At 75.0% G+C, this 14,147-nt stretch carries 12 protein-coding genes; 7 read left to right on the top strand and 5 right to left on the bottom strand.

Annotated elements, in window-relative coordinates; all coding sequences use genetic code 11:
- Positions 1-38: 38 nt before the first annotated feature.
- The 3 genes from ACWGH1_RS16745 to galK are packed head-to-tail and all read left to right on the top strand — an operon-like array spanning position 39 to position 4,044.
- Positions 39-1,826, top strand: a complete 1,788-nt coding sequence (locus tag ACWGH1_RS16745; protein ID WP_453352490.1) for a glycoside hydrolase family 35 protein — start codon at positions 39-41, stop codon at positions 1,824-1,826.
- Positions 1,827-1,840: 14 nt separating this feature from the next.
- Positions 1,841-2,890, top strand: coding sequence for a galactose-1-phosphate uridylyltransferase (gene galT, locus ACWGH1_RS16740; protein WP_453352491.1), 1,050 nt, complete (start codon positions 1,841-1,843; stop codon positions 2,888-2,890).
- Positions 2,887-4,044 carry a galactokinase gene (gene galK / locus ACWGH1_RS16735; protein ID WP_453352492.1) on the top strand — a complete coding sequence of 386 codons (1,158 nt, stop codon included), beginning with the start codon at positions 2,887-2,889 and terminating at the stop codon, positions 4,042-4,044. Before galT ends, galK begins: the two co-directional genes overlap by 4 nt.
- Positions 4,045-4,053: 9 nt before the next feature.
- Here the strand turns inward: galK and ACWGH1_RS16730 are convergent, their stop codons facing one another.
- The gene (locus ACWGH1_RS16730) at positions 4,054-4,554 is read right to left on the bottom strand and encodes a hypothetical protein (protein ID WP_453352493.1); all 501 of its coding nucleotides are present in this window, start codon (positions 4,552-4,554) and stop codon (positions 4,054-4,056) included.
- Positions 4,555-4,664: 110 nt separating this feature from the next.
- On the opposite strand from ACWGH1_RS16730, the gene ACWGH1_RS16725 reads away from it, so the two are divergent.
- Positions 4,665-5,600, top strand: coding sequence for an aldo/keto reductase (locus tag ACWGH1_RS16725; protein ID WP_453352494.1), 936 nt, complete (start codon positions 4,665-4,667; stop codon positions 5,598-5,600).
- Between the two features lie 61 nt (positions 5,601-5,661).
- Here ACWGH1_RS16725 and ACWGH1_RS16720 read toward each other — a convergent pair whose 3' ends face one another.
- Together ACWGH1_RS16720 and ACWGH1_RS16715 are read right to left on the bottom strand one after the other, a co-directional pair.
- Positions 5,662-6,528, bottom strand: coding sequence for an ABC transporter permease (locus tag ACWGH1_RS16720; protein ID WP_453352495.1), 867 nt, complete (start codon positions 6,526-6,528; stop codon positions 5,662-5,664).
- Positions 6,525-9,245, bottom strand: a complete 2,721-nt coding sequence (locus tag ACWGH1_RS16715) for an alpha/beta fold hydrolase (RefSeq protein WP_453352496.1) — start codon at positions 9,243-9,245, stop codon at positions 6,525-6,527. The genes ACWGH1_RS16720 and ACWGH1_RS16715 overlap by 4 nt, the downstream gene beginning before the upstream one ends.
- A 187-nt stretch (positions 9,246-9,432) precedes the next feature.
- On the opposite strand from ACWGH1_RS16715, the gene ACWGH1_RS16710 reads away from it, so the two are divergent.
- The 3 genes from ACWGH1_RS16710 to ACWGH1_RS16700 all read left to right on the top strand — a co-directional run bounded on the left by ACWGH1_RS16710 (position 9,433) and on the right by ACWGH1_RS16700 (position 11,841).
- Positions 9,433-10,965 carry an ATP-dependent DNA ligase gene (locus ACWGH1_RS16710; protein WP_453352497.1) on the top strand — a complete coding sequence of 511 codons (1,533 nt, stop codon included), beginning with the start codon at positions 9,433-9,435 and terminating at the stop codon, positions 10,963-10,965.
- Between the two features lie 66 nt (positions 10,966-11,031).
- On the top strand, positions 11,032-11,664 hold the full coding sequence (locus ACWGH1_RS16705) for a helix-turn-helix domain-containing protein (RefSeq protein ID WP_453352498.1): 633 nt from the start codon (positions 11,032-11,034) through the stop codon (positions 11,662-11,664).
- 15 nt (positions 11,665-11,679) lie between these two features.
- Positions 11,680-11,841 carry a DUF6126 family protein gene (locus ACWGH1_RS16700; RefSeq protein ID WP_453352499.1) on the top strand — a complete coding sequence of 54 codons (162 nt, stop codon included), beginning with the start codon at positions 11,680-11,682 and terminating at the stop codon, positions 11,839-11,841.
- 4 nt (positions 11,842-11,845) lie between these two features.
- On the opposite strand, the gene ACWGH1_RS16695 is transcribed toward ACWGH1_RS16700, so the two are convergent.
- Both ACWGH1_RS16695 and ACWGH1_RS16690 read right to left on the bottom strand, forming a co-directional pair.
- Positions 11,846-12,454: a DUF6629 family protein gene (locus ACWGH1_RS16695; RefSeq protein WP_453352500.1), complete on the bottom strand. Its 609-nt coding sequence runs from the start codon at positions 12,452-12,454 to the stop codon at positions 11,846-11,848.
- A 15-nt stretch (positions 12,455-12,469) separates the two neighbouring features.
- A complete protein-coding gene (locus tag ACWGH1_RS16690) occupies positions 12,470-14,020 on the bottom strand; it encodes an MFS transporter (RefSeq protein WP_453408766.1) in 1,551 nt (516 codons plus the stop codon).
- Between the last annotated feature and the right edge of the window lie 127 nt (positions 14,021-14,147).

Here is a 14,147-nt window from a genome sequence, read left to right as displayed (position 1 = left end):
CCACGCCAGCATCTCGACCTCTCCCGGGAGCCCGCGCCATGCTCACGTACGACCAGGACGGATTCCGGCGCGCAGGCCGCCCCCACCGCATCGTCTCGGGGGCCCTGCACTACTTCCGGGTCCACCCCGGCCTGTGGGAGGACCGGCTCACCCGGCTCCGCGCCCTGGGCGTCAACACCGTGGACACCTACGTCCCCTGGAACTTCCACGAGACCGCCCCCGGCAAGGCCGACTTCACCGGCCCCCGCGACCTCGCCCGGTTCCTCACCCTCGCCCAGGACCTCGGCCTCGACGCCATCGTCCGCCCCGGCCCCTACATCTGCGCCGAATGGGACTTCGGCGGTCTGCCCGCCCGCCTGCTCGCCCTCGACGGTCTGCACCTGCGCTGCTCCGACCCCCGCTTCCAGGCCGAGGTGGACGGCTGGTTCGACGCCGTCGTCCCCGAACTGCTGCCCCTCCTCGCCGGCCGCGGCGGCCCGGTCGTCGCCGTGCAGATCGAGAACGAGTACGGCTCGTACGGCAACGACGCCCGCTACCGGGCGCACATCGAGCGGGCCCTGACCGAACGTGGCGTCGACTGCCTCCTGTTCACCGCAGACGGCCCCGAGGACGCCATGCTCCAAGGCGGCATGCTCCCCGGCCGGCTCGCCACGGCCACGTTCGGGGCCGAACCGGCCGAGCGCCTCGCGCACCTGCGCCGCTACCAGCGGACCGGCCCGCTCGCCGCCATGGAGTTCTGGATCGGCTGGTTCGACCACTGGGGCGAAGAGCACCACGTCCGCTCCGCCGAGGAAGCGGCGCGATCGCTGGACGAACTCCTCGCCACCGGAGCCTCCGTCAACCTCTACATGGCCCACGGCGGGACCAACTTCGGCTTCTGGGCCGGCGCCAACCACACCGGCTCACGCCCCGGCGACCCCGGCTACCAGCCCACCACCACCAGTTACGACTACGACGCGCCGATCGGTGAAGCCGGTGAACTCACCCCGAAGTTCCACGCCTTCCGCGAGGTCATCGGCAGGTACGCACCCCTCCCGGACGGCCCGCTGCCCGCACCCCCGCCCCGCATCGCACCGGCCCTCGCCACCCCCGCCGGCGCCGCGCCGCTCCTCGCCCACCTCCCGCTCCTCGGCGGTGAGCCCATCGAGCGCCCCGCGCCCGAGCCCATGGAGAAACTCGGCCAGGCCCACGGCCTGATCCACTACCGCACCACCGTCACCGGCCCCCGCCCCGCCATGCCCGTACGCATCGACGGCCTCGGCGACCGCGCCTACCTGTTCGCCGACGGCCGCCCCCTCGGCACCCTCGACCGCAACACCCCCGACGACGGCATCGACCTCCCGGTCGGCGAAGGCGGCGTCGTCCTCGACGTCCTCGTCCGCGCACAGGGCCGGGTCAACTACGGGCCGCTCCTGGACGACCGCAAGGGCATCTGGCGCGGCGTCCGCCATGGCCACCAGCACCTGTTCGAGTGGGAGATACGGCCCCTGCCGCTGACCGGCCTCACCGCACTGCGGTGGTCAGCCGAAGCCCCGCGAGCGGGCCACCCCGCCTTCCACCGCTTCACCCACACCCTGCCCACCGGCCCGGCCGACGCCTTCGTGGACGTCCGAGACTGGGGGACCGGCCTGCTGTGGCTGAACGGCTTCCTCCTCGGCCACTACGACACTCCGCGCGGCCCGCAGCGCACCCTCTACGCCCCCGCGCCCCTCTGGCGGACCGGCGAGAACGAGCTCGTCGTCCTCGAACTGGAGCACCCCGGCGCCGAACTGCCCCTGCGCGACCAGCCCGACCTCGGCCGCCCCACGGTCGTCACCCTCCAGTGAGAGAAGGCCCTTACGTGAAGCGCACCGCCGCCCGGCTCGCCGACGGCCGCGAGATCCTCTACTACGACACCGGAGACGGCGCCGCGCGCGCCTTCCCCGACACCCGCGCACTCGACGCGTCCGCGCACGCCACCACCTCCGAGGTGCGCCGCGACCCGCTGCTCGGCGACGCCGTCGTCATCGCCTCCCACCGTCAGGGCCGCACCCACCTGCCGCCGGCCGACGCCTGTCCGCTCTGCCCCACCGCGCCCGGCCGGACCAGCGAGATCCCCGCCCCCGACTACGAGGTGGCCGTCTTCGAGAACCGGTACCCCTCCCTCGCCGGAGACACCGGCCGCTGCGAGGTCATCTGCTTCACCCCCGACCACGGGACCTCCTTCGCCGAACTGGACGAGGACCGCGCCGCCCTGGTCCTGGCCGCCTGGACGGACCGCACGGCCGAACTGTCCGCCCGCGACGGCATCCGGCAGGTCTACTGCTTCGAGAACCGGGGCGCCGAGACCGGCGTGACCCTCGCCCACCCGCACGGCCAGATCTACGCCTTCCCCTACGTCACCCCGCGCACCACCCGCATGCTCGCCAACGTCGCCGCCCACCGCGAGCGCACCGGAGGCAACCTCTTCGAGGACGTACTGGCCCGCGAACTGGCCGACGGCGGCCGGGTGGTCCTCGAAGGGGAGCACTGGAGCGCCTTCGTCCCCTACGCCGCGCGCTGGCCCTACGAAGTGCACCTCTACCCGCGCCACCGCGTACCCGACCTGCCCGCCCTCGGCGACGACGCCCGCGCCGAGTTCCCCCGCCTCTACCTGGAGCTGCTGCGCCGCTTCGACCGGCTCTTCGAGCGCCCCGAACCGACCCCGTACATCTCCGCCTGGCACCAGGCCCCCACCGACCCGGGCCGCGACCGCGACGACTTCGCGCTGCACCTGGAGCTGTTCACCGTCCGGCGCGCCGCCGACAAGCTCAAGTACCTCGCCGGAACCGAATCCGGCATGGAGGCCTTCATGAACGACGTCCGGCCCGAGGACGCGGCCGCGCGGCTGCGCGAGGTGGCGAGCCCGTGAACGCGACGGCGCGCGAATTCCACGACCTGTACGGACGCCGGCCGCACGGGGTCTGGGCGGCCCCCGGCAGGGTCAACCTGATCGGCGAACACACCGACTACAACGACGGCTTCGCCCTGCCCTTCGCCCTCCCGCACCGGACCGAGGTGGCCGCCGCCGCGCGCCCCGACGGCCTGCTGCGGCTGCACTCCGCCGCGACCCCCACCCGAGCGGTCACCCTCGACCTCGCCGCCCTCGACCCGGCCCGCCGGCCGCAGGGCGCCGACGCCTGGGCCGGCTACCCGGCCGGGGTGGCCTGGGCGCTGCGGGAGGCGGGGCTCCCGGTCGGCGGCGCGGACCTCCACGTACGGTCGGACGTACCGGCCGGCGCCGGGCTCTCCTCCTCCGCCGCACTGGAGGTGGCCACCGCCCTGGCCCTCGCCGAGCTGTACGGGCTCGCGCTCACCCGCCCCGAACTGGCCGCGCTCGCCCGCCGCGCCGAGAACGCGTACGTCGGCGTGCCCTGCGGGATCATGGACCAGACGGCCTCCGCCTGCGCCACCGAAGGCCACGTCCTGCGCCTGGACACCCGAGGCCCCGAACACCGCCACATCCCCTTCGACTGCGCGGCGGCGGGCCTGCGCCTCCTGGTCATCGACACCCGGGTCAAGCACGACCTCGCCGACGGGGCCTACGCCGAACGCCGGGCCTCCTGCCACCGGGCCGCAGCCCGCCTGGGCCTGCCGGCGCTGCGCGACCTCCCGTACGGGGAGCTGGACCGGGCGCTGGGCCGCCTGGACGATCCGGTCGCACGACAGCGGGTCCGGCACGTCGTCACCGAGAACGAACGCGTCCTGCGCGTCGGCGCCCTGCTCGGCGCCGGACGGCTGCGCGAGACCGGCCCCCTGCTCACCGAGGGCCACGCCTCCCTGCGCGACGACTACGCGGTGTCCTGCCCGGAGCTGGACCTCGCCGTGGCCACCGCGAACGCGGCGGGCGCGTACGGTGCCCGGATGACGGGAGGCGGCTTCGGCGGCTCCGCCCTGGCCCTGATCGACGCGGAAGCCGAACCGGCGGTGGCGCGGGCCGTGACGGACGCGTTCGTCCGGGCCGGCCACACCCCGCCCCGCATCACCCCGGCCACCCCGTCACCGGGCGCGGCCCGCATCGCATAGGCCCGTCGGTCAGCACCCCGCCGTACAGAAGACGCACCCCTGCCACCAGGGCAGTGCGTCCAGCACCCGGTGGCGTACGCACGAGGCGCACGCCGCCTCGTCCGCGTCCGGCATCACCTTCCGCTCCGGGGAGTCGGCGCTTTCGGGGGCGAACCCCTCGACCAGGGAGCGGAACTCCAGCAGGTAGCCCTCCGCGCGCGCGGGCTCGTAGGAAAGCTCCTCCCACCGGTGCCGGCCGAGCGCCAGATCGACGACGCGGAGCAGGAAGTCCTTCGCCGCCGCCCGCTCGCGCGGCGTGTCACCCCAGTCGAGACCGCCGAGGTCGAAGCCGACCGCGCCCCGCCCCATCACGCTCTGGTCCTGGAGCGTCAGCAGGGCGGCGAAGCGGAAGTGCCACGGCTCCCGGGCGAGCGTGGACACGGCCAGGACCAGTACGTCGACGAAGACGGCGGTCGCGCTGTTGCCCAGGTCCAGGACGCGGCCGGAGCCGCCGCGGAAGAAGTTCGACATGGCACCAGGCTGCCGCACCGGGAAGGTGCCGGGGTCCCGAGCCCCAGGCCGGTGCGTAGACTGCCGGCTTGATCCATCACGTGCCGGACGAGTGTGGAGGAAGAACCCGTATGCGCTATCTCCCCCTGGGCAATTCAGGGCTCCTGGTCTCCGCCGTCGGCCTCGGCTGCAACAACTTCGGCGGCCGCCTCGACGCGCGGGCCACCCGCGCCGTCGTGGACGCCGCACTCGACGCGGGCATCACCCTGCTCGACACCGCCGACATCTACGGCGGGGCCGGCGGCTCCGAACGCCACCTGGGCCAGGCCCTCAAGGGCCGCCGCGACCGGGTCGTGCTCGCCACCAAGTTCGGCTTCCAGGGCGTCGACATGGGCTACGGGCCCGCCGCCGGGTCGCGCGGCGGCCGCGCCTACGTCCGGCGAGCCGTCGAGGAGTCGTTGCGCCGCCTGGAGACCGACCACATCGACCTCTACCAGCTGCACAGCCCGGACCCGGCCGTCCCCGTCGCCGAGACGCTCGCCGCGCTCGGCGAACTCGTCACCGAGGGCAAGGTCCGCTACATCGGCCACTCCAACCTCAGCGGCTGGCAGCTCGCCGAAGCCGCCCACGTCGCCCGCGAGACCGGAGCAACCCCCTTCGTATCGGCGCAGAACGAATGGTCGCTGCTCCAGCGCGCCGCCGAACGGGACCTCGTCCCGGCCGCCCTCCACTACGGAGTCGGCGTCCTGCCCTACTTCCCCCTCGCCAACGGCCTGCTCACGGGCAAGATCCGCCGGGGGGCGCCCGTCCCGCCCGGCTCCCGCCTCGAAGGGCGCGACGCGTACCTCACCGAGGAGCGGCTCGACACCGTAGAGGCCCTCGCCGCGATCGCCGAGAAGTACGGCCGCACCGTCCTGGAACTCGCCATCGGCTGGCTGTCCGCCCAGCCCGGCTGCGCCTCGGTCATCGCCGGCGCCACGTCCCCCGAGCAGGTCCGCGCCAACGCGGCCGTCGCCGACCGCCCGCTGGAAGCGGAGCTGCTCGCGGAGATCGACGCCGTCGCCTGAGCCCGCCGCGCATGCGGGAGCCGTCGAAGACCCCGGTCCTCGACGGCTCCCCGCGACGCGCTCAGGACACGATGTCCTTGCGGGCGAACCCCCCGAACGCGAGGGCGAACAGCACCACCGCGTACGACACCGACACCGCCGCACCCTTGACCATCCCGCCCCACTCCAGCTGCGGCTGGAGCGCGTCCGCCCAGGCGAACTGCCAGTGGGCGGGCAGGAACTCCCGCCAGGAGCCGAGCGCGGTCACCGCGTCCAGCACGTTCCCGACGATGGTCAGCCCGACGGCCCCGCCCACCGCGCCCAGCGGCGCGTCGGTCCGCGTCGACAGCCAGAACGCCAGCCCCGCCGTCACCAGTTGCGACACGAAGACGAAGGCGACGGCCAGCGCCAGCCGCGGTACCGCGTCACCGGCGGCCAGCGCGCCCCCCGTGGGGAGTTTCAGCGGCCCCCACCCGTACGCGGCCGTGCCCGCGGCCAGCGCCACCACCGGCAGCAGCACCATCGCCGCCAGGCTGAACCCCAGCGCGACCACCAGCTTGCTCCACAGCAGCCGCGCCCTCGGCACCGGCGAGGCCAGCAGGTAGCGCAGCGAGGACCAGCTCGCCTCCGACGCCACCGTGTCCCCGCAGAACAGGGCCACCGGCACCACCAGCAGGAAGCCCGCCGACACGAACAGGCAGGTCGCGGCGAAGTTCGCGCCCGAGGCGGTGGCGGTGTCGATGAGCGTGACCCGCCCGTCGCCGCCGGCCCGGCCGCCGTCCTGGCCGCCGCCCACCGCGAACGCGATGATCATCACGAAGGGCAGCGCCGCCAGCACCCCGCCCATGACCAGTGTCCGCCGCCTGCGCCACTGCCGCAGCGCCTCCACGCGCAGCGGGAGCGTCCGCCCGGGCCGGTACCCGGGGGCCGTTTCCACGACCGCCGTCATGCCGCACCTCCGATCAGGGTCAAGAACGCGTCCTCGAGCCGCCGGTGCGGCCCCACCGCGGACACCGGCAGCTCCAGCCGGACCAGTTCGGCGATCAGCCCGGCGGCGCTCGCGCCGTCGAGCCGTACGAGCAGCCCCGCATCGGCGGCCAGCACGGAGCCCACTCCCTCCAGCGCGGCCACCTTGCCGACCACGCCCTCGTCCACCGGTCCGGCCAGCGTCACCAGCAGGGTGTCCCCGCCGCCGGTGATCTCCGCGACCTCGCCCGCCCGCACGAGCCGCCCGCGGTCCATGACCACCAGGTGCGTGCACGACTGCTCGACCTCCGACAGCAGGTGGCTGGAGACGATGACGGTCCGCCCGCCGGCCGCGTACCGGATCATGACGTCCCGCATCTCCCGGATCTGCGGCGGGTCCAGACCATTCGTCGGCTCGTCCAGGATCAGCAGGTCCGGCATCCCCAGCATGGCCTGGGCGATCGCGAGCCGCTGCCGCATGCCCTGCGAGTACGTCCGCACCGCCCGCTCCAGGGCGTCACCGAGCCCGGCGATCTCCAGCGCCTCAGCCATGTGCGCGTCCTCGGCCGGCCGGCCGGTGGCCTGCCAGTACAGCTCCAGATTGGCCCGGCCCGTCAGGTGCGGCAGGAAACCGGCGCCTTCCACGAAGGCCCCGACCCGCGACAGCACCGGGGACCCCTCCCGCACCGGGTGCCCGAACACCCGGATCTCCCCGGCGTCCGGGCGGATCAGCCCCATCAGCATCCGCAAGGTGGTGGTCTTCCCGGCGCCGTTGGGCCCGAGCAGACCGAGCACCTGACCCTGCTCCACCCGGAACGACAGGTCCCGCACCGCGTACCGGTCGCGAGCCTTGGCGTAGCGCTTCGTCAGCCCGGTGATCTCCAGTGGTACGTCGGCCAGTGCGGGGTCGGGCTGCGGTGTGCCCGGCCCGCTCCCGCCGCGGCCCCCGCCGGTCCTGCGGACCACCAACAGTCCAGCGGCCAGCGCCACCGCCGCGAGCGGCAGCCACCAGGTCCAGGCGGGCAGCGCGCCCGCCGAGGTCCTGACCCCGTCGGCGACGGGCACCGCCAACGGCCCCTCCACCGCAACGGTGTACGCGGCGGGCTCGACGGGGGAGGCGTAACCCAGGTCCGTGGCCGCCACCACCAGCCGCAGCCGGTGCCCGGCCTCGACGGCGTGGTCGACGGCGGGGAGCCGCAGCTCCACGCTCCGGCCCTGCCCCGCGTCCGTCACCCGCACCGGCGCCACCAGCTGACTCGGCAGCACCGCCTGCCGCCCGTCGGGCCCGACGTCGTACACCTTGCCGAACAGCACCGCCGAACCGTCCGCCGCCGTCGACCGCACCCTCAGGCGGACGGTCGGGGTCCCGGTGATCCGTACCCCCTCGCTCAGCGGCTGCGACTCGAACCGGGCGTTCTGCCCGGGGAAGTCCAGCGACAGCCCGGCTCCGAAGGCGGCGAGCTGTCCGCCGACGCCGGGCAGCGAGGACAGCGACGGCGGGCTCGCGCCGGCCGGGTTGGCGAAGCCCTGCTCCCGGCCGGCGAGGGCGAACCGGCGCGGGCCGGAGGTCAGCCCCGGGTAGGCGTCGCCGCTCGCACCGCGCAGCCGCACGGCGCCGTCCGTGGAGTCCAGGCCGCCCGAACGCGAGACCCGGAACGCGGGACCGGCGGCCGCGCCCGCTTCGCCCTTGAGGTACCGGTCGAACCAGGCCGTCACCCGGCTCTCGATCCGGCCCGCCTCGCGCAGGCCGCCGTCGTGGCCGCCCGCGGCCCAGTCCACCGCCACCGGCGCCCCGTTGGCGGCTATCGCCCCGGCCATCGCGTCGGCCTGGTCCAGCGGGAACAGGGAGTCGTCCTGGCCCTGCACGATCAGGGCCGGCACCTTGATCCTGTCGCCCACGGCGGACGGGCTGCGCCGCTCCAGCAGCGCTCGTGCCCCGGCGTCGGGCTTCCCGGACACCGCGACCCGCTCGTACATCGCGCACAGCTCCGGCTGGAACCGTCCGCAGCCGGTGGCGCTGGCGCTGGCGGTGGCCGCTGGGTCGGCGGGCGGCCGGCCGGGCGTCGGGGCCTGCGCCGTACCGGTGGTGAAGAAGACCCCGGCCCACAGCTTCTTGAACACGCCGTTCGGGAAGAGGGAATCGGCGAGGTTCCAGTACGCGATCTGCGGGGCGATGGCGTCCACGCGGCGGTCGTACCCGGCGGCCAGGAGCGCCGCCGCGCCGCCGTAGGAGGCCCCGGCCACCCCGACGCGCGGGTCGCCGGCCCCGTCGAGCCGGACTTCCGGGCGCCGGGCGAGCCAGTCGATGAGCCGCGAGACGTCCTTGACCTCGTAGTCCGGGTCGTTCAGCCCGATCCGGCCGCCCGAGCGGCCGAAACCGCGCGCCGACCAGGTCAGCACGGCGTACCCGGCGCGGGCCAGCCGCTCCGCCTGCACGCGGACGTCGTCCTTGCTGCCGCCGAAGCCGTGGCCGAGCAGCACGGCGGGACGGTTGCCCGGGCCCCGCTCTCCCTCGCCGGCGGTGAAGTAGGAGATGTCGATCCCGGCGCCGGGCATCTGCACCACTTGGTCCAGGCGGTGCACCGCCGGCCCGTCGGCGGAGGCCAGGGCCGTCACCGTGCCGGTCCCCGCCAGGACGGCGACCGCGGCCGCGCCGGCGAGGAGGCGGTCCCGGCGGCGCCGTGGGAGTCGGAGCTTCATACGGGAACCCTACGGGTCCGGCCCCGTAGTACCTGAGCGCCCTCAGGCTGAGCCCGGGACGTCCTCAAGGACTACACCGGCGGCCCTGGATACCGCACTCGCGGTACGCGGCCTCCCCGCACGCCGTCCCCGCCCGCCGTCACGCCCCGACCTGCGCGGGACGCCGCGCGGCGGCACTATGGTCCGCATGCTGCTGGCCGAGGTCGCTCGCGTGTCCCGGGAGGTCGCCGAGACCTCCGCCCGCTCCCGCAAGACCGCCCTGCTCGCGGAGCTGTTCGGCGCCGCACCGCCCGAAGAGGCCGCGCTGGTGATCGCGTACCTCGCCGGACGGCTCCCGCAGGGACGCCCCGGCATCGGCTGGAGCACCCTCGGCCGGGAGACCGCGCCCGCCGACCGGCCCACCCTCACGGTCAGTGACGTCGACCGGGCCGTGACCCGCCTGGCCGGAGTCTCCGGCGCGGGCTCGCAAGCCGAGCGGCGCCGCCTCCTCGACGGCCTGCTCGGCGCCGCCACCGAGCCCGAACAGCGGTTCCTGCGCAGCCTGCTGTCCGGCGAGGTCCGCCAGGGCGCCCTGGACGCCGTCGCGCTGGAAGGCGTGGCCGCCGCCGCAGGGGTGCCCGCCGCGGCCCTGCGCCGCGCCGTGATGCTGGACGGTTCGCTGCTTCGGGTCGGGGCCGCGGCCTTGGCCGAGGGCGCCGAAGCCCTGCGGGGCGTGACGCTGCGCGTCGGGCAGCCCGTCCAGCCGATGCTCGCGGGCACCGCCCCCTCGGTCGCCGAAGCGGTTGCCGCGCTCGGCCCCTGCGCCGTCGAGGAGAAGCTGGACGGCATCCGCGTCCAGGTCCACCGCACGGGCGACGACGTACGGATCTACACCCGCTCCCTGGACGAGATCACCAGCCGGCTCCCCGAGGTGGCCGACGCGGCCCGGGAGCTGCCCGGCGACCGGTTCATCCTCGACGGCGAGGTCATCGGGGAGGGCGCCGACGGCCGTCCGGTCCCCTTCCAGGAGATCGCGAGCCGGGTCAGCTCCCGGCTGGACGTGGCCACCGCCCGTCAGACCCTCCCCGTCAGCGCCTACTTCTTCGACGTCCTGGCCGCAGGCGACGACGTCCTGCTCGACCTCCCGGTCGGCGACCGGTACGCGGTGCTCGCGCGGTTGGTGCCCGAGCACTCCCGGGTGCGCCGGCTGGTCGTCGACGACCCCGGCACGCAGTCGGCCGACGCCGAGGCGTTCGCGGCCGAAGCGCTGCGCCGCGGGCACGAGGGCGTGATGGTCAAGGCCCTCGACTCGCCCTACGCCGCCGGGCGGCGCGGCAGACAGTGGCTCAAGGTGAAACCGGTGCACACCCTCGACCTGGTCGTACTCGCCGCCGAATGGGGCCACGGGCGGCGCACCGGCCTGCTGTCCAACCTGCACCTCGGCGCGCGGGCCGCCGACGGCAGCTTCGCGATGCTCGGCAAGACCTTCAAGGGTCTCACCGACGAGATGCTCCGCTGGCAGACCGAGCGGCTGCGGGAACTCGCGGTGCGCGAAGACGGTTACACGGTGTGGGTGCGGCCCGAGCTGGTGGTGGAGATCGCCTACGACGGCTTGCAGCGCTCCCCGCGCTACCCGGCCGGCGTCGCGCTGCGCTTCGCACGGGTGCTGCGGCACCGCCCGGACAAGAACGCGCAGGAGGCGGACACCGTGGAGACGGTGCTCGGCGACCGGACGGACTGAGCCAGCCCTTTTGCCTCAGAGGCAAGGAGAATTGCCCCAGCGGCAAATGTCTGGCTCAATCGGGGCATGACAACCGGTCCTGCCCACGGCGCCGACGCAGCGCCCGGGGGCGAAGAACTGCCCGCCGTCGCTCCGCAGCTGCGCGAGCTGCGCCGCCGCGCCGGGCTCACCCTGGAAGCCGCCGCCGCCCGGGCCCGGCTCTCGCCCGCCCACCTGTCCCGGCTGGAGACCGGCCGGCGACAGCCCTCGCTGCCGCTGCTCCTCGGTCTCGCCCGCACCTACGGCACGACCGTCTCCGAGCTGCTCGGCGAGACCCCGGCCGTGGCCGATCCCATCGTACGGGCGGGCGGACCCGGGGCCCGCGAGGCGGACGGCTGGACGTACTGGCAGGCCGGCGGCTCCGGCCGCGGCATGCAGGCGCTGCGGGTACACGTCCCGGCCGGCCGCGGGCAGGGCGAGCTGGTCCGCGTCCACCCCGGCGAGGAGTGGCTGTACGTGCTCACCGGCACGCTCCGGCTGCACCTGGGCGAGACCGGGCACCTGCTGGAGCCGGGCGACAGCGCGCACTTCGACTCGCTCACCCCGCACCGGATCGGCGCGGCCACCCCCGCCGGCGCCGACCTGCTGTTCGTCCACACCCTGCTGCAGAGCAGCCTCGCCGGGCTGTGCCTCGGCGGGGCGACCACCGACCGCCGCTGACCGAGGAGCCGCGCCATGCCCCACACCCCGCCCGAACAGCCCCTGAGCGTGCTCAAGCGGATCGAGTCCAAGTTCCCGCGCGGCCTGGTCATCCGGCTGGTCGCCTACCTCTTCGTGGGCCACCTCTTCGCCGCCTTCGTCTACCTGCTCTTCGTCCTCGGCGCCCGCAACCAGTGACGGCTCAGCGGCGTCGGCGCACCCACCCGAGCACCAGCCCCGACGCCACCGCCGCGAAGGCGCACCAGGTGGAGGCGAACTCCAGCCGCCACAGCCCCGCGCAGACCAGCGCGCCGACGGCCAGCACCGCCCCGAGCAGCCGCAGCCGGCGGTCACCGGTCAGCAGCAGGGCCCCCAGCGTGGCGAACAGATAGCCGGCCAGGACCAGCGCCGGGTACGGCACGTCGACGCCGTAGCCGACGGCATGACCCCGGATCCGCGCCGACACCGGCCGGGTGGCCAGACAGTACGCCAGGACCCCGGCCGCGGCGAGACCGACGGCCACCGGACCCCACAGCCGCCGCGGAGCCCCCGGCCCGGCGGCCAGCAGCACCCCCGGCGACACCCACACCGGCAGCACCGGCAGGGCGACCACCGCCCACGCGGTGGCGGCGACGCCACGGCCCCCGCCCGCATCCCAGACGGCGGCCTCCAGCAGCTGGTGCACACCGAGCAACAGCGGCAGCGCGGCGACGGGCAGATCGCGGGCCCGCCGGACGCGGACCACACACGCGGCTCCCACAGCGGTGATGACGGCGCCCGCCGTCAGGTCGGCCGTCGCACTCCAGCACATCGCGGTGCCAAGCCCTCACCGCTCCGCCGCACGCGGCGGTTCCAGCGGCGGCGAGGTCACCCCGCAGCAGGTACGGCACAGCGGGTGGCACGCCGCGGGCGCCGGATTGCGTACGGTCGCCCACGCCAGGACCGACCCCGCCACGAGGATCCCCGCGCACCACAGCATGGCCCGCCCGAAAGCCGCGTCGAAAGCCGGCGCGGAGAGGTAGGAGTCGGGACCCATCCCCGCCAGCAGCGGCAGCGCCGCCACCGCGAGCAGCCCCGCCGCCCGCGCGGCGGCGTTGTTGATGCCGCTGGCCAGCCCCGCCCGGCCGGGGTCCACCGAAGCCAGCACCGTCGCCGTCAGCGGAGCCACCAGGGTCACCATCCCCATCCCCATCACGATCAGCGCGGGCAGCACGTCCGCCGGGTACGAGGCGCCCGGCCCGACGCGCAGCATCAGCACCATCCCGCCCGCGCACAGCAGCGGGCCCACCGTCAGCGGCAGGCGCGGCCCGATCCGCTCCCCGAGCGCCCCCGCGCGCGCCGACAGCAACAGCATCAGCACGGTGGTCGGCAGCAGCGCGGCCCCGGCGGCGAGCGCCGAGTACCCGACGACCACCTGGAGCTGGAGCACCACGAGGAAGAAGAAGCCGCCGAACGCCGCGTACACGCACAGGGTGACGAGGTTGACGGCGGTGAACTGCCGGGACGCGAAGATCGACGGCGGCACCATCGGATACTCCCGGTGCCGCTCGACGTAGACGAACAGGGCCCCCAGCAGCAGCCCGCCCACCGCCGCGGCGAAGACCAGCGCCGTGCCGTTGCGCGCCTCGATCAGCGCGTAGGTGAGCAGGCCCAGCGCCCCCGCCCCGATCAGGGCGCCCGCCACGTCGAACCGCCCGTGCGCCTGCGGGTCGCGCGACTCCGGTACGTGTCTCAGCGCCACCGGTACGCACAGCGCCGCCACCGGCACGTTGATCAGGAACACCCAGCGCCAGCCGGGCCCGTCGACCAGCCACCCGCCGAGGAACGGGCCCACGGCCGCCCCCACCCCGCCCAGCCCGGACCACAGGCCGATCGCCCGCGCCCGGTCGTCGGCCCGGATCGAACCCTGGATCAGGGCCAGCGAACCGGGCGTCAGCAGAGCCCCGCCGATGCCCTGGAGGGCGCGGGAGGCGATCAGCACGCCTTCGTTCGGCGCGATGCCGCACAGCAGGGAACCGACGGCGAACCACACCACGCCCAGCACGAAGATCCGCCGGCGCCCGAAGCGGTCCCCGAGCGCCCCGCCGACCAGGATCAGTCCGGCGAGGGTCAGCAGATAGGCGTTCACCGTCCACTGGAGCACCGCGAGGTCGGCGTCGAGATCCCGGCCGATCCGCGGGAGCGCGACGTTGACCACCGTTGAGTCCAGCAGCGCCATGCTCGACCCGAGCACCGTGGTGAGCAGGATCCACCGGCCCCGTCCGGAGCGGAGCGGGACGTCGGGGACGCCGGACCCGCCCGGTGGCGGAACCGGCCGCCCCTGCTTCCCCGGCACGTCGGCGGACGGCTCGGGCGGTGGCTCAGCAGGTGCGGTCATGCCCCCAGGCTGACCCGCCGGCCCCCGAAAGGCCACCCGGCCCGGCCACCCCTTCCGGGACCCGCGGACCGGGGCGCATGCGGATAGTCGTACCGGCATCCGGGTGGAGCGGCCGGGCGCGCCGGAG

This window comes from Streptomyces sp. NPDC054883, assembly GCF_053610645.1.
The sequence above is the reverse complement of the archived record's forward strand: the minus strand, read 5'-3'. Positions and strand labels throughout refer to the sequence as shown.

Coding starts and splice junctions, on each gene's coding strand:
- ACWGH1_RS16745 (WP_453352490.1), top strand. CDS start 39: ATGCTCACGTACGACCAGGACGGATTCCGGCGCGCAGGCCGCCCCCAC.
- ACWGH1_RS16730 (WP_453352493.1), bottom strand. CDS start 4,554: ATGTCGAACTTCTTCCGCGGCGGCTCCGGCCGCGTCCTGGACCTGGGC.
- ACWGH1_RS16725 (WP_453352494.1), top strand. CDS start 4,665: ATGCGCTATCTCCCCCTGGGCAATTCAGGGCTCCTGGTCTCCGCCGTC.
- ACWGH1_RS16720 (WP_453352495.1), bottom strand. CDS start 6,528: ATGACGGCGGTCGTGGAAACGGCCCCCGGGTACCGGCCCGGGCGGACG.
- ACWGH1_RS16715 (WP_453352496.1), bottom strand. CDS start 9,245: ATGAAGCTCCGACTCCCACGGCGCCGCCGGGACCGCCTCCTCGCCGGC.
- ACWGH1_RS16710 (WP_453352497.1), top strand. CDS start 9,433: ATGCTGCTGGCCGAGGTCGCTCGCGTGTCCCGGGAGGTCGCCGAGACC.
- ACWGH1_RS16705 (WP_453352498.1), top strand. CDS start 11,032: ATGACAACCGGTCCTGCCCACGGCGCCGACGCAGCGCCCGGGGGCGAA.
- ACWGH1_RS16700 (WP_453352499.1), top strand. CDS start 11,680: ATGCCCCACACCCCGCCCGAACAGCCCCTGAGCGTGCTCAAGCGGATC.
- ACWGH1_RS16695 (WP_453352500.1), bottom strand. CDS start 12,454: ATGTGCTGGAGTGCGACGGCCGACCTGACGGCGGGCGCCGTCATCACC.
- ACWGH1_RS16690 (WP_453408766.1), bottom strand. CDS start 14,020: ATGACCGCACCTGCTGAGCCACCGCCCGAGCCGTCCGCCGACGTGCCG.